Raw genomic sequence first — 20798 nt, 5'->3', positions numbered from 1 at the left:
GGTGGCCGCGCGCGCACGCCTCGTATCCTTTCCGCCGGAAGGCCCGCGAAGTGGAAGGGAGTCGGTGTGAGCGACCGGGTAGAGACGTTGGAGTTCCAGGCCGAGGCCCGTCAGCTGCTCCAGCTGATGGTGCACTCGATCTACTCGAACAAGGACGTCTTCCTGCGCGAACTGATCTCGAACGCCTCCGACGCGCTGGACAAGCTGCGCCTGGAGTCGCTTGTCGACAAGGACCTCCAGGTCGACACCGCCGACCTGCACATCGAGATCGAGGTCGACAAGGACGACCGCACGCTGACCGTGCGGGACAACGGGATCGGCATGTCCCGCGACGAGGTGGTCGGGCTCATCGGCACGATCGCCAAGTCCGGAACGGCCGAGCTGCTGCGTACGCTGCGCGAGACGAAGGACGCCGCCGCCTCGCAGGAGCTGATCGGGCAGTTCGGCGTCGGGTTCTACGCCACCTTCATGGTCGCCGACAAGGTCACCCTGCTGACCCGCCGCGCCGGGCAGGCCGGCGGCACCCGCTGGGAGTCCACCGGCGAGGGCACCTATTCCATCGAGGCGGTCGACGACGCGCCGCAGGGCACCGCCGTCACCCTGCACCTCAAGCCGGCCGACGACGAGGACAACCTGCACGACTACACGGCCGAGTGGACCATCCGCGAGATCGTCAAGCGCTACTCCGACTTCATCGCCTGGCCGATCCGGATGACCGTGGAGAAGCCGGGCGAGGACGGCGCCACCACCCGCGAGGAGCAGACCCTCAACTCGATGAAGGCGCTCTGGGCGCGGGCCAGGGACGAGGTCGACGAGGCCGAGTACAAGGAGTTCTACCGGCACGTCGCGCACGACTGGGCCGACCCGCTGGAGACCATCCACATGCGCGGCGAGGGCACCTTCGAGTACGAGGCGCTGCTCTTCCTGCCCTCGCACGCCCCGCTCGACCTGTTCTCCCCGCAGGGCCGCCGGGGCGTGCAGCTCTACGTCAAGCGCGTGTTCATCATGGACGACTGCGACGCGCTGATGCCCAACTACCTGCGCTTCGTCAAGGGCGTGGTGGACGCGCACGACCTGTCGCTGAACATCTCCCGGGAGATCCTCCAGCAGGACCGGCAGATCCGCGCCGTGCGCCGCCGCCTGGTCAAGAAGGTCCTGGCCACCCTCAAGGACCTCTCCACCGAGTCGTACCGCACCTTCTGGGGCGAGTTCGGCGCGGTGGTCAAGGAGGGGCTGCTGGAGGACCCGGACAACACCGAGGCGCTGCTGGACCTGGTCCGCGCCGCCAGCACCCACGACCCGGCCGAGCTGACCACGCTGCGCGACTACGTCGAGCGGATGAAGGACGGCCAGACCGAGATCTACTACGCCACCGGCGAGAACCGGGCCACCATCGAGAACTCCCCGCACCTGGAGGCGTTCCGCGCCAGGGGCTACGAGGTGCTCATCCTCACCGACCCGGTCGACGAGGTGTGGGTCGAGCGCGTCGGCGCGTACGACGGGAAGACGCTGCGCTCGGTCGCCAAGGGCCAGGTCGACCTGGAGACCGACGAGGAGAAGGAGCGGGCCGAGGCCGAGCGCCAGGAGTACGCCGACCTGCTCACCTGGATGACCGGCGCGCTCGCCGACAGCGTCAAGGAGGTCCGGCTCTCCACCCGGCTCACCACCTCGCCGGCCTGCGTGGTGGGCGACGCGCACGACATGACGCCGACGCTGGAGAAGATGTACCGGGCCATGGGGCAGGAGGTGCCCCGGGTCAAGCGGATCCTGGAGCTGAACCCGGCCCACCCGCTCGTCACCGGGCTGCGCAAGGCCCACGAGCAGGGCGCCGAGAACAGCGCTCTGACCGAGACCGCCGAGCTGCTGTACGGCATGGCACTGCTCGCCGAGGGCGGGGAACTGGCCGACCCGGCCCGGTTCACCCGGATCCTCGCCGACCGGCTCGCCCGCAGCCTCTGACCGAGGGCCCGCCGGCCGTTGCCCCCGTGGCGACGGCCGGCGGGCCGGACGGGACCGACCGCCGGCCGTGGCTGTCCTGCCACGTCCCGGCGGTCGGTCAGCCGCGGATCAGCCGGTCCGGGTGTGCCGCCTCGTCGGGCGACGGCTCGCGCACCCCGCTGCGGAGCAGCCGCCACCGGGTCGTCGCACCGGTCGGGCCGGTGAGTTCACCCTGCCCCAACGCCCGGTCGATGTCCCGCCGCACCCGCGGTTCGAGGTGGGGCTCGGTGGCGAAGAGGATGCGCAGACGCAGCTCGTCCCCGACCCGCTCCGTCGCGGTGTGGTGGGCCGCCACCGGGCAGGGCGGCTCGTGGTCCCAGTGGCCGCAGAGGGCCACGGTGACGGCGGCGCCGGGAGCGCCGTCGTCGGCGTGCGGCGCCATGGCCAGGACGGCGTGGTGGGCGTACCCCTGTCGCATCCGGTCATTGTGCCGCCGGTCAGCCGCGGATCACGGCAGGCCGGGGTAGAGGGCGGCGACGCCGCCGGACAGGCCGGCGAGGACCTGGCGGGAGGTGTCGTCGGCGACGATCTCGTACCGGTCGGCCTCGATGCCGTCGACGGCGAGCCGGGCGATCTCCGCGGGGTCGGACTTCGGCGCGGTCACCCGGGCGGTCATGTCGGTGTCCATGTAGCCGACGTGCAGGCCGGCGACGCGGACGCCCCGGTCGGCGAGCTGCGCGCGGAGCGCGTTGGTCATCGACCACTCGGCGGCCTTGGCCGCGCCGTACGCCCCCACCTGCGGGAACGTGATCCAGGACAGGGCGGACAGGATGTTCAGGACGGTGCCGCCGCCGTTGGCCGCGATCGTCGGCGCGAAGGCGCGCACCACCGACAGCGTGCCGAGGTAGTGGGTCTCCAGCTCCAGCCGGATCTCGGCCAGGTCGCCGTCGAGCAGGTCGGCGCCGGTGCTCACGCCGGCGTTGTTCACCAGCAGGGTGACGTCGCCGGCCAGCTCGGCGGCGGCCGCCACCGACGCGGCGTCGGTGATGTCGAGACGCACCGGGGTGACGCCGGGCAGGTCGACGGTGTCCGGGTTGCGGGCGCCGGCGTAGACGGTGGCGCCCCGGGCCAGCAGTTCGGCGGCGAGGTGCCGGCCGAAGCCCCGGTTGGCCCCGGTGACGAGGGCGGTGCTTCCAGCGATCTTCATGGTGTGCTCCTGAGGGTGGCGAAGGGGTGGGTGGTCAGGACGGCAGCAGGCCCGGCCCGGGGAGCAGGTCCACCTGGTCGGCCGGCACGTCGTGGCCGGCCGCGCAGCGCAGGGCCACGTGGACCGCGGCGCCGCAGTCGTGGTGGGCCAGCCGGACCGACGGCTCCTCGACGGCGTACGCGTCGCCCCACTCGCGCAGGGCGGCGAGCACCGGCAGCAGGTCGCGCCCCTTGTCGGTGAGCACGTACTCGTCGCGGGTGCGCTGCCCGGGCTCCCGGTAGGGCCGCCGGTCGAGCAGCCCGTCGGCGACGAGGCGCTTGAGTCGGGCGGCGGCCACCGGCTCGCTGACGCCGACGCGGCGGGCGAAGTCGTCGAAGCGCCGGGTGCCGAACGAGGCCTCGCGCAGCAGGAGCAGCGTGGTGCGGTTGCCGACCACCTCGAGCGCCCCGGCGATCGAGCAGTTGGCGGTGGACCAGGAGTCGCGCTGCGCGAGGAAGTCCGTCATGGGCCCGACGCTACCCGGCTGACTTAGGAAAGCAAAAGCCAGCTATCTCACGCCGGACCCGGGAATAACCGCCCTCAGAGCTGGCCGGCGAAGAAGCCGTGCCGGGCGAGCGGCTCGACGATCTCCCGCTCCTCGTACGACAGGTGCGACAGCAGGGTGTCGGTGAGCAGGTCCACCGCACCCTGGAGCTCGGTGAAGTCGCCCGGCTGCCGGATGAGGTCCACGAGCGCCCGGTCGACGCTCTCCACCACGCCGTGGATCACCACGTGCTCCTCCTCGAGGCGGTCCAGCACCGCCGCCAGCCCGGCGTCGGCGCGGCGCAGGTGCGGGAAGATCGACGCGTCCTCCAGGCCGTGGTGCTGGGTCACCGCCGTGCAGTACGCCGCGCAGTAGGCCCCGAGCGTCCAGTTGTTCTGCCGCATGGTCATCTCGTTCAGCACGGCCCGCGCGGCGTCCGGGGCGACCGCACCGCGCTTGACCTGTTCGAGCAGGTCACGCACCTGGGTGAGCTCCTGGCGCAGGTGGTCGTGCACGTCCACCAGGTGCTGGCCGACGGCCTGCCCCCGGGCCGTGTACACGTGCCCGGCCGGGGGTGGCGGCGCCGCGGGCCGGGTGGACTCGTCCCAGAGCCGGCGCGCGCTGAGCCGTACCCCCGGATCGGGGGTGGGGGAGACCGCGAGCGCGGTCGACCCGCCGGCCCCGACGGCGGCCTGCTGCTCCTCGACGGCGCGGGCGCGGCTGCCCGGCGTGGTCCGCTCCGCGGCGACCAGCTCGCGGACCGCGGGCGCCACCTCCTGGGCGAAGAGCTGGATGGCCCGCGGCTCGTCGCTGCCCAGGACGAAGGTGGCGATGCCGTGGTCCAGGGCGAGCCCGGCCAGCTCCTCCACCCACTGCTCGGGCGGGCCGTCCAGGAAGCCACCCGACGACCGGGAGAAGGCGCCGGTGACGTTGAGCAGCCGCCGCACCGCGCCGGGGTCCCGGCCGGCCTCGGCGGCGGCCTCGTCGATCACCGCGTTCAGCGCCGGCAGCTCCGCCGGCCCCTTCGGCAGGTACGCCAGCGACGGCAGCCAGCCGTCCGCCGCGCGCCCGACCAGCCGCAGCATCCGCGGCTTGTACGCGCCCACCCAGATCTCCGCCGGGTGCGCCGGCGCCGGCCCGCGCTTCGCGCCGACCACCCGGTAGTGCTCGCCCTCGACGCGGATCATGCCGCGCCGCCCGGTGTCCCAGACCTCGCGGATCACCCGGATCGCCTCGTCGAGGGCGTCCACGGCCGCGCCGGGGGAGAGCCGCCGGCCGCCGACCGCCTCGATGGCCTCCCAGAAGGCGCCGGCGCCGAGGCCCAGCTCGACCCGGCCGCCGGTGAGCAGGTCCAGGCTTGCCACGCTGCGGGCCAGCACGACGGGCTGCCGCAGCGGCAGGTTGAGCACGTTCCCCGCGAGGGTGATGCGGCTGGTGGCGGCGGCCACGAACGACATCAGCGTCCAGGTGTCCAGGAACCCCGGCTGGTAGGGGTGGTCCTGGAAGGTGACCAGGTCGAGGCCGACCTGCTCGCAGAGCTTCGCGCGCGCCACCACCTGCTCGGGCCGGCCGGCCGAGGGGGTGAGGAAGCCGCCGAAGGCCAGCTCGTGTCCGTGGTCGCTCATGCCTCGCCGCCTCTAGCCGATCTTGCGCGAACCCTGCCACGGTAGCCCGCGCCGGCGCCCGCCCGCCCGGCGGTTCCGGAACCGGCACGGATTGTTCACAGTCGATGCTCGCGGGCATAGGGTGCCGGTGAACGGCCTCAGCGTTCCTCCGGGAAGGAGCGACCCGTGATCCGTCACCACCACCGCCCCCGTCCGCTCGGCCTCGCCCTCCTGCTCGTCGCGGTCACCCTGGCCGTGCCCGCCCCGGCCACCGCGGCCGGCCTGCCGTACCAGGACCCGACGCTGCCCGTCGCCACCCGCGTCGCCGACCTGCTCGCCCGGATGACCCTCGACGAGAAGCTCGGCCAGATGACCCAGGCGGAGCGCGGCTCGGTCACCGCGGGCGACCTCACCACGTACCGGCTGGGCTCGGTCCTCTCCGGCGGCGGCTCCGCGCCCGCGCCGAACACCGCCACGTCCTGGGCCGACATGTACGACGGCTTCCAGCGCGCCGCCCTCGCCACCCCGCTCGGCATCCCGATGATCTACGGCGTCGACGCCGTGCACGGGCACAACAACGTGTACGGGGCGACCATCTTCCCGCACAACATCGGCCTCGGCGCGACCCGCGACCCGGCACTGGTCCAGCAGATCGGCCAGGCCGTCGCCGAGGAGATCACCGGCACCGGTGTGGACTGGAACTTCGCCCCCTGCCTCTGCGTGGCCCGCAACGACCGGTGGGGCCGCACCTACGAGTCGTTCGGTGAGACCCCGGACCTGCCGGCGAGCCTGTCCACCCTGGTCACCGGCCTCCAGGGCACCACCCTGGGCGGGCCGACGTCGGTGCTCGCCACCGCCAAGCACTACCTCGGCGACGGCGGCACCACCGGCGGCGACGACCAGGGCGACACCCAGCTCAGCGAGGCCGACCTGCGCGCCATCCACCTGCCCCCGTTCCAGGCCGCGGTGCAGCGCGGCGTCGGCTCGGTGATGATCTCCTACAGCAGCTGGAACGGGGTGAAGCTGCACGGCCACCGCTACCTGATCACCGACGTCCTCAAGGGGGAGTTGGGCTTCTCCGGCTTCGTCGTGTCCGACTGGAACGGCATCGACCAGATCGACGGCGCCAGCGGGTTCACCGCCGCCGAGGTCAGCGCCGCCGTCAACGCCGGCATCGACATGGTGATGGTGCCGACGGCCTGGAAGACGTTCCTCAGCACCCTGCGGGCCGAGGTGCAGAACGGCCACGTGCCGATGAGCCGGATCGACGACGCCAACCGGCGCATCCTCACCAAGAAGTTCGAGCTGGGCCTCTTCGAGCGGCCGTACACCGACCGGAGCTGGACCCCGACGGTGGGCGGCGCGGCGCACCGCGCGCTGGCCCGCCAGGCCGTGCGGCAGTCCCAGGTGCTGCTCAAGAACGACGGCGGCGTGCTCCCGCTGGCCCGGGACAACAACAAGATCTTCGTGGCCGGGAAGAACGCCGACAACATCGGCAACCAGAGCGGCGGGTGGACCATCTCCTGGCAGGGCTCCTCCGGCGCCGTCACCCCGGGCACCACCATCCTCCAGGGCATCCGCGCGGCGGCCGGTCCGACCACGACGGTCACGTACAACCAGCGCGGCACCGGCATCGACAGGACATACCGGGCGGCGATCGCGGTGGTCGGCGAGACGCCGTACGCCGAGGGCCAGGGCGACCGCACCGGCAGCATGAGCCTGGACCGCGACGACCTGCGTACCATCACGACGCTGCGCAACTCGGGCGTGCCGGTGATCGTGGTGCTGGTCAGCGGCCGGCCGCTGGACGTCGCCGCCGAGCTGCCACGGTGGAACGCGCTGCTGGCCTCCTGGCTGCCCGGCACCGAGGGCGGTGGGGTCGCCGACGTCCTCTTCGGCGGGTACGCGCCGACCGGCAAACTGCCGATGACCTGGATGAACTCGGTCAGCCAGCAGCCCATCAACGCCGGCGACGGCAAGGTCCCGCTCTTCCAGCAGGGATACGGCCTGACCTACTGAGCCGCCCCTCAATAAGCCCCCTTCGGACGGTGCGCAACTCGAACGGGGCGACCTTCGCTCGGCCGGGTGAAGAACTTCACAAGAACTGGGCGTTCGGCGCAAAACGTTCCTAACGTCGACTCCGTTCGCGATCGCGGACACCACGGGCCGGCAACGCCTAATCCCGCCGCCGGCCCGGTGGTACCTGGACCTCGGGCGGGAGCGGGGGACCCACACGTTCCTCGGTGCACGACACCTCGGGGTGAAGCCGCCACCGGCGGCCGGGCTCCTCGGCCCGAACCCGACAGCTCACCTCGTCGGCGTGGAGGAAACACACATGGCAAGTGAAATCGTCGCCCGTCACCGCCGGACCGCGCAGCGTCGCACCGCAGTCGGGGCGCTCGTCGTCGGCGCCGCCACCGGCGCCGCCGCCCTTCTCGGACCGGCCGCGCCGGCCAGCGCCGCCAGCGTCAACTGGGATGCCGTCGCCCAGTGCGAGTCCGGCGGCAACTGGCACATCAACACCGGCAACGGCTACTACGGCGGGCTCCAGTTCTCCCGGAGCACCTGGAACGGCTACGGCGGCCAGAAGTACGCCAGCCGCGCCGACCTGGCCAGCCGCAGCGAGCAGATCGCCATCGCCGAGAAGGTCCTCGACGGGCAGGGCATCGGCGCCTGGCCGGTCTGCGGCAAGAAGGGCGGCTCCACCAAGAGGTACACCAGCAAGGACGCGGGCTCGACGAAGTCCGCCAAGAAGGCGACCACGGAGCGGAAGTCGCGCGCCGACCGGCCGACCGTCCGCGGCGAGCGGCGTGGCACGCCGGGCCCGAGCGGCGCCGGCAGCTACCTCGTCCGGCCCGGGGACACCCTCTCCGAGATCGCCGACGCGAAGAACGTGGCCGGCGGTTGGCACGCCCTCTACGAGCGCAACAGGGACGTGGTCGGCGCGAACCCGGGCCTGATCTTCCCGGGCCAGAAGCTGCGCCTGCGCTGAGACCCCACCGGAACGGCCCGCGCGGGCCGGTCCACCGCACCACGAACGCCCGGCCGGGGTTCCCGGCCGGGCGTTCGCCTCGGCCGGGGTGGGCGGGCTCACCGGAGTCCGCGTCGGGGGCGGTTGCTATCGTCACGGTGCTCGGAAAGACGTGAAGAAAGCGCGGATATGACCAACGACCCGTTCTCCGCGGCCGCGAGCCTCGACGAGCTGCTGACCCGGACCCAACAGGCGCTCTCCGCGATGCGGTCCCGGGCCGCCGAGCACCCCGACGGCGCGCCGGGCGAGCTGCTCCGGGCCGAGGCCGCCGCGGCCGGCGGCCGGGTCCGTGCCGTCGCCGTCCAGGGTGGCCGGCTGGAGTCCGTCACCGTCGACCCCGCGTTGGCCGGGGAGTCCATGGAGGCCCTCTGCGGGCACCTGGTCTCGGCCGTGAACGCCGCCCTCACCGAGCTGGACGCCCGGGTCAGCGCCTCGGCCCAGGCGGACGTGGACGCCCTCGCCGCGCGGCTCGGCGGCCCGCCCGAGCAGTCCGCGCGGGACATGGAGCGCTTCGGCCGGGCGATGGAGGGCGTCGCGGCCCGGATCCGCCGCGACGGCGCCGGCTCCGGCGCGGTCCGCCCGGCCTGACCACCGTCCGGCCGGTGAACCCCGTCCGGCGGCGACCGGCCTCGGGAACGACGAAGCGGCCGGCCGTCGGGAGGACGACGACCGGCCGCTCCGTTGCGATCAGCTCAGGGTGACCGCGGTGTCGTCGACGACGAACGAGGTCTGCAGGGAGCTGTCCTCCACGCCGCTGAAGGAGATGGTGGCGGTGGTGCCGGCCAGCGACGAGATGTCGAAGGACCGCTGCACGTAGCCGGTGGCCTTGTTGAGGTTGGAGTAGGTGGCCAGGGTGGTGCTGCCCGCCTTCACGGTCAGCTTGTCGTAGGCGGTGGTCGTGGTCGACTCCGCGCTGTCGATGTGCAGCCAGAAGCTCAGCGTCGCCCGGCAGCCGGCCGGGATCGTCACCGACTGCGTGAGCGTGTCGGTGTGCGTCGAGCCGTAGCCGTCGAGCCACGCCTTGTAGGAGCCGCCGTGCGCGGCCTGGGCGGTGTCGTTCGTGATGACGCCGGAGCTGGCGGTCCAGCTCACGTTGCCGGACTCGAAGCCGGGGTTGGCCAGCTTCTGGCCGGTGCAGCTGCCCGACGGCGGGGTGGTCGTGGTGGTCGGCGTCGGGGTGCTGCCCGTGCAGGTCGCCTCACCGGTCTGCGCCGGCACGCTGATCGCGTTCCAGGCGGCCTTGACCGCGTTGAACTCGGTGCAGCTGGTCGGGTAGAGGTTCTTCGCCGCCTGCAGCGTCCAGACCCGGTACTTCAGGTACGACGAGGACGAGGTCTTCAGCAGCATCGCGTTGTACATGATCTTCATGGCCTTCTGGATGCCCAGGCCGGTCACGCTGCTGCCGTTGCAGGTGGAGCTGGCCGGCTGGCCGTTGGTCGGGCTGCTGCCGTTGGCCAGGAGGTAGAACCAGTGGTTGCCCGGGCCGGCCGCGGCGTGCACCTCGGTGCTGGGGATGCTGCTGGAGTAGCAGTTCGGGTCGCCCAGCGCCGACGGGTTGTACATGTTGCGGATGGGGCCGCTGCCCACCAGGTTGACCTTCTCGCCGACCAGGAAGTCGGGAGCGTCGTAGGTGGACGGCTCGTTGGCGAACCACTCGGTGGCCGCGCCGAAGGTGTCGGCGACGAACTCCTGGGTGCCCGCGCCGGAGATGCCGCCCGGGGTGTGGTCGTCGATGCCGTGGCCGATCTCGTGGGCCACCACGTCGAGCGAGCCGATCCACTGGCCCGAGGTGTTCTTGCCGATCTGGACCTGGGTGCCGTCGTAGTAGGCGTTCTGGTCGTTCAGGCCCACCCGGATCGGCCAGTAGCCGCCGTTGCCGTCGGCGCCGTTGCGGCCCAGCCACTGCGCGAGCATCTTGTGCTCGGTCTGCGCCGCGAACAGCGCGTCGACGCAGCCCGTCTCCTTGTTGGTGGCGGTGCCGTTGCCCCAGACGTCGTCCGAGCCGCTGAACGTCGTGTTGGTGGCGGCGTCCTGGCAGCTCAGGTTGGTGACCGTCGGGTCCTTCATGGAGTACGTGCTGCCCGACAGGGTGGTGCTCAGGGTCAGCGGGCTGGGCCCGTTCCACGCCCCGGTGCCGGTGCCGTGCACGATGCGCTCCTGCTTGCGCAGCACGGTCCCGGTGAGGGCGTCGACGTCGACGGTGAGCCGGCTCGGCCCCTCGGCGTCGGTGCCGCGCACCGTGGTCTCCCAGGCCAGCGCCGGCTTGGCGCCGAGGGTGTAGACGACCAGGTTGGTGCCCTCGACGGTGCTGACCGTCTTGAGCTGGGCCCGCGCGGTCTTCGCCGCGGCCGCCGAGGTGAGCTTCGGCGTGGTGGCGAGGCTGCCGATGGCCTGCTGCTGCGCGACGGAGGCGTACTTCAGGTTGCCTGCCGCGTCGGTGGCCAGCACGAAGTCACCGCCGACCACGGGCAGGCCCTTGTAGGTGCGCTCGTAGGGCACGTACTGGGTGCCCTCGGAGGAGATGACCGGCTTCTGCACGAACGCTTCGTCCGAGCTGGCGTGCAGGTAGGCGGGCCGGTCGGCGACCAGCGCGCGCGCCGAGTCGGCGGCGACCGCGCGGGCCTGTGCGGCGTCGGGGGCTGCGGGGCCGGGCGGCGCGGCCTGCACCGCCGCGGCGGTGCCCGCGGCGATCAGTCCGGCCGCCGCCGCGCCGGAGAGCGCGACGAGGCGAGGTGAGAGCTTCAAGGGGGTTCGCTCCTGTTCCTAGGCGCGCCGCACGGAGCCCGGTGGGGACGGGCGGCGCGGTGTTGCGAGGCGGGGGACGGTCGGTCTCCGAGGCTGCCGGCGTGGCCCCGGTTCGACAGATCGACCGTCGGCGAGCCCCCGGGGTCGGCGACTCGCTGGGGGCACAATCACACGGCCCCGGGCCGGGATCAATGGGTGACGCGGGCAACCGACGCCTCCCGGCCGCCGCGTCGTCGCCGCGAATTCAGGAAGCCATGATCTTCAATAGCCCCTGATCAGGCCTAATGTTGTCCGTGGTGGACAACCGCGTGTCTGCTCTGCGTCGATTGCCGCTCTGCGCTCATGGCGCACATTGGCGCTCGTCGAGACGGTGATCTCCCGGTGCCTTCCCGGTCCGCCCGCCGCCGCCGTTCGGCCCTCGGATGATCATCTGTTCGGCCCCCCTGTCGGCGATCGACATGGTGCTTCCGGGGGACGTCTGGGCGCCGGTAGGAATTCGCCGACCACTTTCGTCGACTCTGTAGAAAAGTAGTCAACGGACCGACGAAAGATGTGGACACGCTGAGAGGAAGTCAGTAGGGTCGTTGACTATCAATATGTTTCGTCGAGATGAACTACCGGCACGGTAGCTCTCGACGGTGGGCCCTCCGGGCGGCGCAACACGTCCGCGGACCCACGACCGGCCAGCCCCCTGGCCACCCCGGGTCGACGCCACCACGGCGGCCGAGCCTCACCGGCCGACCGATGCCCGTACCGACCAACCCCATCAGCTCCGCGGTACCGCCGTGCCCGACGACCGACGTCGGCCCGGTGGCGCTCCACCATCCACATCGGACGACCGTGGCCCGCGGCCACGGCCGGGGATCCCGTGCGGCCAGGGGAGGGGCCGCACGGACAACGCCGGCACCTCAGCTCCGCCGATCGACCCACCGACGCACGCTGCTCCCGGACCGTGAAAGAGGAACCCATGAACGCACATCCACCGCGGAACCGGCGCTCCGCCGGCCGGCTCCGGAGACCGGTGGCCGCCCTCGCGACACTGGCGCTGCTGCTGACCACCGGCCTCTCCTCGTCCCCGGCCAGCGCGCGGCCGACCGACCCGGAACGCTCCGCCGCGGCGGCCGCCGCGGCCCCGTTGCAGGCCCAGGTGCTGACCTGGACGGCCGGGGACAACTTCCTCGCCTACCGTTCGGCCCCCACCACGGCGGTCGCCGGACCAACCACCCTCGTCTTCGAGAACAGTGCGGCCACCGGAAACACCACCGGCATGCAGCACACCCTGACCTTCGAGACGTCCGACCCCGCGTACAACAGCGACGTCGACGTGAACATCCTGGCCGATCCGACGGACGCCAACGGGGGGCGTTGGACGGTCGACGTCGTGCTCTCCCCGGGCACCTACCGCTACTTCTGCTCCATCCCGGGCCACGGCGGAATGAACGGCCTGCTTGTCGTCGACGGCGGCGGCTCGGACACCACGGCCCCGACGGTCACCGCGGCGGTGACCGGGGAGAAGGACGCCAACGGGGCGTACGTGGGCAGCGCGACGGTGACCCTGACCGCCGCCGACAGCGGCTCCGGCGTCGACCGGGTCGAGTACGCCCTGGACGGCGGCACCTACGGCACCTACGCGGCGCCGGTGACGGTGAACCAGCCGGGGCAGCACACGCTGAGCTATCGCGCCACGGACAGGGCGGGCAACACGTCGTCGGCGCAGCAGGTCGCGTTCACGGTGGTCGAACCGCCGCCGACGGACACCACCCCGCCGACGGTCACCGCTTCGGTGACGGGCCAGAAGGACGCCAACGGCGCCTACGTGGGCAGTGCGACGGTCACGCTCTCCGCCGCGGACACCGAGTCCGGGGTGGGCAAGGTCGAGTACTCGCTCGACGGCGGCGCCTACGCCGCCTACGGCGCTCCGGTGACGGTGAACCAGGCGGGTCAGCACACGGTGAGCTACCGGGCCACGGACCGGGCCGGCAACACGTCGTCGGCGCAGCAGGTGTCGTTCACCGTGGCCGAGCCGGCCCCGGCCGACACCACCCCGCCGACCGTGACCGCCGCGGTGACCGGGGAGAAGGACCCGAACGGGGCGTACGTGGGCGGCGCGACGGTCACCCTGACCGCCACCGACGCCGGCTCCGGCGTGGACCGGGTGGAGTACTCCCTCGACGGGCAGCCCTACGCCGGCTACACCACCCCGGTGCCGGTGAACCAGCCGGGGCAGCACACGGTGAGCTACCGGGCCACCGACAAGGCCGGCAACACGTCGTCGCCGCAGCAGGTGTCGTTCACCGTGGTCGAGCCGACCCCGGCGGACACCACGCCGCCGACCGTGACCGGCGCGGTCACCGGCCAGAAGGACGCCAACGGCGCGTACGTGGGCAGCGCGACGGTCACCCTCTCCGCCACCGACACAGGGTCCGGGGTGGACAAGGTGGAGTACTCCCTCGACGGCGGCACCTACACCGTCTACGGCGCTCCGGTGACGGTCAACCAGGCGGGTCAGCACACGGTGAGCTACCGGGCGACCGACAAGGCGGGGAACACCTCGTCGGCCCAGCAGGTGTCGTTCACCGTGGTCGAGCCGGCCCCGGCGGACACCACGCCGCCGACGGTCACCGCCACGGTGACGGGTCAGAAGGACGCCAACGGGGCGTACGTGGGCGGCGCGACGGTCACCCTGACCGCGAGCGACGGCGGCTCCGGCGTCGACCGGGTCGAGTACTCCCTCGACGGGCAGCCCTACGCCGCGTACACCGCTCCGGTCACGGTCAACCAGGTCGGTCAGCACACGGTCAGCTACCGGGCGACCGACAAGGCCGGCAACACCTCGTCGTCGCAGACCGCGTCGTTCACGGTCGTCGACCCGCCCGCCCCGGACACCACCCCGCCGACCGTCAGCGCCGCCCTCACCGGGCAGCTCGACGACAACGGGGCGTACGTGGGCAGCGCCACCGCCACCCTGACCGCCGCCGACAGCGGCTCGGGGGTGGACCGGATCGAGTACTCCCTCGACGGCCAGGCCTACGCCCGCTATACCGCCCCGGTCACTGTCGACCGGCCGGGCCAGCACCTGCTGAGCTACCGGGCGACCGACAAGGCCGGCAACACCTCCGGCACCGCCTCCGTCAGCTTCACGGTGGTCGCCAGCGGGCCGCAGCCCGAGTGCGTCAAGGACACCCGGCCCACCGTCTGGCTCGGCACCGTCGACAGCGGCGTGCCCAACCGGGTGGTCCAGGGCGACTGCACCATCAACGCCGTCATCGACGACGAGCGGAGCTGGCCGAACCACGGCGAGTTCGTCTCCTACGTCACGGCGGTCGCCGAGCACCTGCACCACCTGGGCGTCATCTCCCACACCGAGCACGGCCGGCTGGTCAGCGCGGCCGCCCGCTCCGGCGTCGGCAAGCCGGCGGGCAAGGACGGCTACCAGCCGATCCTCGACTCCTCCGCCGCGTCCTTCGGCCGCTGGCAGCAGGTCGGCGCCGGCGGGTTCGCCCGCAACGCCGACGGCTCGATCACCAGCCGGCCGGTGCCGGGCCTGGGCATGCTCTGGTACCCGGTCAGCGCGTACGGCGACTTCTCCCTGAAGCTCCAGTGGCGCGACGACGCGCCGGGGGAGGGCCGGGCCAACAGCGGCGTCTTCGTCCGCTTCCCGGACGTCCGGAACCATCCGGCCGAGTCCCGACCCGAGTGGGTGGCCATCAAGTACGGCCACGAGCTCCAGATCCTCGACCGGCCCGACGGCGACCGGTACAAGAGCGGCTCGGTGTACGGCTTCGACCGGGTCGACCTGGCCGGCGCCGGGGTCACCCCGAAGGGCACCTGGAACGACTACGAGATCCGCGTGGTCGGCCAGCACTACTCGGTGTTCCGCAACGGCGAGCTGATCAACGAGTACGCCAACGTCGCCGACGCCGTCTTCGATCCGCCCCGGGCGGACGACCCGGGCGGCGCCGGGCGGCAGCACGTCACCGGCTACCTCGGCCTCCAGAACCACGGGACCGGCGACATCGTCAGCTTCCGGAACGTGCGGATCGCCCCGCTGACCGCCTGCTGTCCGGGCGGCGCCGCGAACACCTGCTGCTGAGCGAGCGAAAGGACATCACCATGCCAAGGAACTGCAACGACCGCCGTACCCCGCTCCGGGGTGCCCGATGAGCGCGTGGCGGCTGGCCGAGGAGGAGTCCGGGCCCCGGCAGCACCGGACCGCGCGTCACCGCACCGGTGGCCGGCGGATGCTTGTCGTCGCGGCGGTGATGCTGCTCACCCTGGTCGGCGCCGGCGGACTGGCCGCCGCCCGCGGCGGGATGTTCGCCGAGCGGCCGGACGGCTGCGTCAAGCCCGACCGGACCGTCCAGCTGTACGCCGTGGAGCTGCCCAAGGACGGCACCCAGATCCGGCTCGGCTACGGCCTCACCCCGCAGACGGCCTCCTACCCGGGCCCGCTCATGGAGATGATGGAGGGCGAGTGCCTCGCCATCACCCTGCACAACCAGGTGCCCGAGGCCACCCTCGCGGCGCTGCGGACCAACCCGGACCACCCGCTCGGCGTCTCGCTGCACGTGCACGGGGTCAAGTACACCCAGGACTCCGACGGCACGGTGCAGAGCGGCTCGTACGTCCCGTCGGGCGGCTCGCGCACCTACACCTGGTACGCCCAGCCGCGCAACAACAGGACCGGGACGCCGGGCACCGCCGGTTACTGGTGGTACCACGACCACGTGGTGGGCGGGCCGCACGGCACCCAGGGGCTCTCCGCCGGCCTCTTCGGCGGCCTGGTGGTCCGCCGGCCCGGCGACCCGAAGCCGGACCGGACCTACACGGTGGCCTTCGGTGACCGGCAGAGCATCAACCTGCGCCGGGGCGAGGCCACCGACACCTGCACCGAGGTCGACCCGCAGCCCGGGCCGACCTGCCTGGTCGCCCGCAAGGGCGAGCGGGTGGAGTTCGTGGTGGTCGGCATCGGCAACGACATGCACACCTTCCACCTGCACGGGCACTCCTGGGCGGACACCCGGACCGGGACGGTGCACAACGGCCAGCCGTTCGCCGACTCGGTGCCGGTGATCGACAACAAGACGCTCGGCCCGGGTGACTCGTTCGGCGCCCAGGTGGTGGCCGGCGACTCGGTCGGGCCGGGCCACTGGATGCTGCACTGCCACATGCAGTTCCACTCCGACGCCGGGATGTCCACCATGCTGCACGTCCTGGACGAGAACGGGAACATGCCGCCCGGCATGGACCACGAGCACGGCGTCGCCGGGGCCACCTCGGCGACCGCCGCCGACGGCGGCGCGCACCAGCACGACTGACGGGTCCGCGGCTGCCGGCCCTCAGCGCCGAGGACCGGCAGCCACCGGACGACCTTCACCTCCGAAACCGCCGCACCGGCCGCCCGCCACGGGTGGCGCCGGTGGACGCGTACGCCCTTCCTCCGGTGACCGCCTCACGTCACCGGCGGAATCGACGAACCCGGAAACCTCACAACAGGAGGAGTCGAGATGGCCGACAGACGCCATTTCCGGTTCTCCCGATGGGTCGGCCTCGACGCCGGCCCGACGGGAGCCACCACCACACCGCCCCCACCGACCGCCCCGCGTCGCCCCGGCGCCCGCCGCCGGCTCGGCGCCCTGGCGTCGAGCGCCACCCTGGCGCTCGGCGTGCTCGCCCTGCCGGGCCAGAACCTCATGCCGACCCCCGCGGCGGCCGCCGAGGCCGCGCCGGCGGTGAAGGTGCTGGTCTTCCACGGCCCGGTGGACAAGCAGGACGACCCGGTCACCAAGGCCACCGCCACCATCCGCGAGCTGGGCGAGCAGCAGGGCTTCACCGTGGACGACTCCGCCGACCCGGCGGTGTTCAGCTTCGGGAACCTGGCCCGCTACCGGGCGGTGGTGTTCCTCTCCGCCAACGGCGTCACTCTCAACGACGCGCAGGAGGCGGCCTTCCAGGCGTACGTGAAGAACGGCGGCGGCTTCGTCGGCGTGCACGACGCGGCGCGGGCCCAGCCGGACTCGTCCTGGTTCACCGGCCTGATCGGCACCCGGCCGGCCGCCGGGCTGCCGAACGCCGAGAAGCCCGTCTCGGCCACCGCGAGCGCGGAGAACCCGCCGAACGAGACCGCCGCGAAGGCGATCGACGGCTCGACCGGCACCAAGTGGCTGACGTTCTCGCCGACCGGCTGGCTGGCGGCGAAGCTGGCCAAGCCGGTGGTGGTCAGCCGCTACGCGCTCACCTCGGCCAACGACTTCCCCGGCCGTGACCCCAAGAACTGGACCCTGCAGGGCTCCCAGGACGGCACCACCTGGACCGACCTGGACACCCGCAGCAACGAGACCTTCCCGCAGCGGTTCCAGACCAGGCAGTTCAGCTTCACCAACACCACCGCCTACCAGCACTACCGGCTCAACGTCACGGCGAACAGCGGGGAGCCGCTGATCCAGCTCGCCGAGCTGTGGCTGATCGGCCCGGACGCCGGGCCGCCGCCGGACACCACCGTGCAGCAGGCCAAGGTCGACGTCACCGACCGGCAGCACCCGGCCAACAAGGGCCTGCCGCTGACCTGGACCCGCGCCGACCAGTGGATCAACTGGGACCCGAGCCCGACCGGACGGGTGCACACCGTCGCGCAGGTCGAGGAGGGCACCTACAACGCCGGCCTGAGCGGCAACGGCGCCTTCCACCCGATCTCCTGGTGCCAGGACTACGACGGCGGCCGGTCCTTCTACACCGGGATGGGACGCACCGAGGCGAGCTGGACCAGCGACAAGCAGTTCCAGGGGCACCTGGCGGGCGCCATCAAGTGGTCGGCCGGCCTGGTCCGCGGTGACTGCCAGGCCACCATCGCCGCGAACTACCGCGTCGACCGGCTCACCGCCGCCAACCAGCCCGGCCAGCTCGACCAGATCGGTGAGCCGCACGGCCTGACCGTCGCCCCCGACGGCGGGGTGTTCTACATCGGCAAGGCGGCCTGCCCGAGCGGCCCGGTGGTGAGCTGGGACGACCCCAAGGTCGGCCTCGGCTGCGGCACCATCCACCGGTGGGACCCGAAGACAAAGCAGCCCAAGCTGCTCACCACCCTCGCGGTGATGGGCAACCGGGGCAGCGGCAGCGAACTGGTGAAGAACGAGGAGGGCCTGGTCGGCATCACCCTCGACCCGAAGTTCACCGAGAACGGCTGGGTCTACGTCTACTGGATGCCGCACGAGTCCATCGACCGGGACCGGCGGATCGGCCAGCGGACCGTCTCCCGGTTCACCTACGACGCCGCGAAGCAGGCCATCGACCAGGGCACCCGCAAGGACCTGCTGCACTGGGACACCCAGATCCACAGCTGCTGCCACGCCGGCGGCGGGATGACGTTCGACGAGAGCGGCAACCTGTACATCGGCTCCGGTGACAGCAACTCCTCCGGCGGCTCCAACGGCTACTCCGGCAACAACTGGACGCAGGAGTTCAAGGGCACCTCGTTCCAGGACGCCCGGCGTACCGCCGGCAACACCAACGACCTCAACGGGAAGATCCTGCGCATCCACCCGGAGGCCGACGGCACCTACACCATCCCGGCCGGGAACCTGTTCACCGGCAAGGAGGAGGGCGGCGGCAAGGCCCGCCCGGAGATCTACGTGATGGGCGTGCGCAACATCGCCCGGATCGCCTGGGACCCGGTCCACCACTGGCTGACCGCGGCCTGGGTCGGCCCGGACGCCGGCGCCCCGGACCCTGAGCTGGGCCCGGCCAAGTACGAGACCGCCACGATCATCACCTCGGCCGGCAACCACGGCTGGCCGTACTGCATGGGCAACCGGCAGCCGTACCGGGATCGCAGCAGCACCGACGCGACGGTGCTGACCGGCTGGTACGACTGCGACAACCTGAAGAACACCTCGCCGCGCAACACCGGTCTGGTGAACCTCCCGCCGGCCCGGGACAACATGATCTGGTACTCGCCGCAGGGCGGTGGCCCGGTCTACCCGAAGCGGACCGACGGCAGCGGGCTGCCCACGTACCAGCTCGGGCAGGAGACCTTCACCCAGCCGTACCTCAAGGGCGGCGGGCAGGCGATCATGGACGGCCCGACCTACCAGCGGGAAAAGGTCGACACCGGCAGCGGGGTGGCCTGGCCGGCGTACTGGGACGACAAGTGGTTCATCGGCGACCAGTCCAACGCCAACAACCGGGTGGCCGTCACCGTCGACCCCGGCACGGTCGACGAGCACGCCCCGCCCGCGTTCGCCGAGGACCTGCGCCAGATCATCCGCGGCGGCTCCGGCGGCAACCAGCTCCAGTCCTGGATGGACGCCAAGTTCGGCCCGGACGGCGCGCTCTACATGCTGGACTACGCGGGTGGCTTCTTCAGCCTGCACAGCAACCAGAAGCTGATCCGGATCGCCTACACCGGCGGCGAGGCGACGCCCCGGGCGAGCGACGCCACCTGGCGGGCCGTCTCGCCGAGCAGGCCGAAGACCATCGCGTTCTCGGCGGCCCGGGCCGGCGGCGTGGCGTGGGAGTGGAACTTCGGTGACGGCAGCGCGCCGTCGCACGAGGCCAACCCCACCCACACCTACGCGGGCTACGGCACCTTCGAGGCCACCCTGAAGGTGACATTCGCCGACGGCACCACGTCCACCGCGAAGATCACCGTCACCACAGGCTGCCCCGCGCCGGACACCCGTGCGACCGTCCAGCTGCTGGACGCCGACACCGGGGTGGCCAACCACCAGGTCGGCGGCGGCTGCACCGTCAACGACCTGATCGACGACGAGCGGAGCTGGACCAACCACGGCCAGTTCGTCAGCCACGTCGCCGACGTGGTGAACGACCTGCGCGCCGACGGCGTGCTGGACAACCGGGAGGCGACGAAGCTGAACACCGCCGCCGCCCAGTCGCCGATCGGCAAGGTCGCCGGCTACCGGTCGCTCTTCGACGGCACCGCGGCGTCCCTCGCCGACTGGCGGCAGGCGCCCGGAGGGTCGTTCAATCTGCAGCCGGACGGGACCATCCGCAGCTCCGGCGGGCTCGGCATGCTGTGGTACGCCAAGGACGAGTTCGCGGACTTCTCGCTGCGGCTGAAGTTCCGCGACGTCTCCGCCGGCACCACGTACGCCAACAGCGGGGTCTTCGCCCGGTTCCCGGATCCGCGGATCCCCCTGGACCAGCGACCTGCCGGCAGCTGCGGAACGGTCGGCTCGGCCGCGTCGTCCCAGGCCTGGGTGGCGATCTACTGCGGTCACGAGATCCAGATCTACGACGGGCCCACCGGCGAGCCGCAGAAGACCGGGTCGATCTACAACTTCGACCCGCAGGGGCTCGACAAGGCCGGGGCAACCCCGAAGGGGACCTGGAACGACTACGAGGTCCGGGTGGTCGGCCAGCACTACACGATCATCCGCAACGGCGTGGTGATCAACGAGTTCGACAACACGCCCGGGAAGGCGTCCTCCCGGGCCGGTGACCCGCCGACCGACCTGCGGCAGTTCCTCAGCGGGTTCGTCGGGTTGCAGAACCACGGCACGAACGACCTGATCGAGTTCCGCGACGTGCGGGTGCGCGACCTGTAGTCGCACCGGCGGCGCCGGGCACGGGGTCCACCCCGTGTCCGGCGCCCTGTGCTGCGGCGGGCGGCCTGCGACAGGCGTAGGAGCCGGGGGCGGGCTTCTTCCACAGGTGTCCGAAGACCCGCACACCCGTCGATCCGTAGGTTCGGGGCGACCGCCGCGGCGGCGTCTCCCCTGTGTACGCCGCCGG

The 20798-nt window shown here is 72.2% G+C and carries 12 protein-coding genes and 1 riboswitch; of the genes, 7 read left to right on the top strand and 5 right to left on the bottom strand.

What is annotated here, in order from left to right:
- The first annotated feature begins 66 nt into the window (after positions 1 to 66).
- Positions 67 to 1959, top strand: a complete 1893-nt coding sequence (htpG, locus tag NLX85_RS27520; RefSeq protein ID WP_308210837.1) for a molecular chaperone HtpG — start codon at positions 67 to 69, stop codon at positions 1957 to 1959.
- A gap of 97 nt (positions 1960 to 2056) precedes the next feature.
- Here htpG and NLX85_RS27515 read toward each other — a convergent pair whose 3' ends face one another.
- The 4 genes from NLX85_RS27515 to NLX85_RS27500 all read right to left on the bottom strand — a co-directional run bounded on the left by NLX85_RS27515 (position 2057) and on the right by NLX85_RS27500 (position 5293).
- The gene (locus tag NLX85_RS27515) at positions 2057 to 2416 is read right to left on the bottom strand and encodes a hypothetical protein (RefSeq protein WP_254339951.1); all 360 of its coding nucleotides are present in this window, start codon (positions 2414 to 2416) and stop codon (positions 2057 to 2059) included.
- A gap of 30 nt (positions 2417 to 2446) precedes the next feature.
- Positions 2447 to 3145, bottom strand: a complete 699-nt coding sequence (locus NLX85_RS27510; RefSeq protein WP_254339949.1) for an SDR family oxidoreductase — start codon at positions 3143 to 3145, stop codon at positions 2447 to 2449.
- Positions 3146 to 3179: 34 nt separating this feature from the next.
- Positions 3180 to 3650 (bottom strand): helix-turn-helix domain-containing protein, encoded by a 471-nt coding sequence (locus NLX85_RS27505; protein ID WP_091306214.1) that lies wholly within the window; start codon positions 3648 to 3650, stop codon positions 3180 to 3182.
- 74 nt (positions 3651 to 3724) lie between these two features.
- Positions 3725 to 5293, bottom strand: coding sequence for an LLM class flavin-dependent oxidoreductase (locus tag NLX85_RS27500; protein ID WP_254339947.1), 1569 nt, complete (start codon positions 5291 to 5293; stop codon positions 3725 to 3727).
- Positions 5294 to 5458: 165 nt separating this feature from the next.
- On the opposite strand from NLX85_RS27500, the gene NLX85_RS27495 reads away from it, so the two are divergent.
- The 3 genes from NLX85_RS27495 (at position 5459) to NLX85_RS27485 (ending at position 8891) form a co-directional block, all read left to right on the top strand.
- A complete protein-coding gene (locus NLX85_RS27495; protein ID WP_254339946.1) occupies positions 5459 to 7291 on the top strand; it encodes a glycoside hydrolase family 3 protein in 1833 nt (610 codons plus the stop codon).
- Positions 7292 to 7435: 144 nt separating this feature from the next.
- A riboswitch (cyclic di-AMP (ydaO/yuaA leader) is annotated at positions 7436 to 7608 on the top strand.
- A complete protein-coding gene (locus NLX85_RS27490; RefSeq protein WP_254339944.1) occupies positions 7608 to 8264 on the top strand; it encodes a transglycosylase family protein in 657 nt (218 codons plus the stop codon). It overlaps the preceding riboswitch by 1 nt.
- A gap of 168 nt (positions 8265 to 8432) precedes the next feature.
- The gene (locus tag NLX85_RS27485; RefSeq protein WP_254339942.1) at positions 8433 to 8891 is read left to right on the top strand and encodes a YbaB/EbfC family nucleoid-associated protein; all 459 of its coding nucleotides are present in this window, start codon (positions 8433 to 8435) and stop codon (positions 8889 to 8891) included.
- Between the two features lie 99 nt (positions 8892 to 8990).
- On the opposite strand, the gene NLX85_RS27480 is transcribed toward NLX85_RS27485, so the two are convergent.
- Positions 8991 to 11048, bottom strand: coding sequence for a M4 family metallopeptidase (locus NLX85_RS27480; protein ID WP_254339941.1), 2058 nt, complete (start codon positions 11046 to 11048; stop codon positions 8991 to 8993).
- Positions 11049 to 12015: 967 nt separating this feature from the next.
- Between NLX85_RS27480 and NLX85_RS27475 the strand changes: the two genes are divergently transcribed.
- The 3 genes from NLX85_RS27475 (at position 12016) to NLX85_RS27465 (ending at position 20611) form a co-directional block, all read left to right on the top strand.
- On the top strand, positions 12016 to 15141 hold the full coding sequence (locus NLX85_RS27475) for an OmpL47-type beta-barrel domain-containing protein (protein WP_254339940.1): 3126 nt from the start codon (positions 12016 to 12018) through the stop codon (positions 15139 to 15141).
- Positions 15142 to 15208: 67 nt separating this feature from the next.
- On the top strand, positions 15209 to 16366 hold the full coding sequence (locus tag NLX85_RS27470; RefSeq protein WP_254339939.1) for a multicopper oxidase domain-containing protein: 1158 nt from the start codon (positions 15209 to 15211) through the stop codon (positions 16364 to 16366).
- A 189-nt stretch (positions 16367 to 16555) separates the two neighbouring features.
- Entirely contained in the window at positions 16556 to 20611 is a 4056-nt protein-coding gene (locus tag NLX85_RS27465; RefSeq protein ID WP_254339938.1) for a ThuA domain-containing protein, read from the top strand.
- Positions 20612 to 20798 lie beyond the last annotated feature (187 nt).

The organism is Micromonospora sp. A3M-1-15 (assembly GCF_024213425.1).
Taxonomy (GTDB): Bacteria; Actinomycetota; Actinomycetes; order Mycobacteriales; family Micromonosporaceae; genus Micromonospora; species Micromonospora chersina.
The sequence above is the reverse complement of the archived record's forward strand: the minus strand, read 5'-3'. Positions and strand labels throughout refer to the sequence as shown.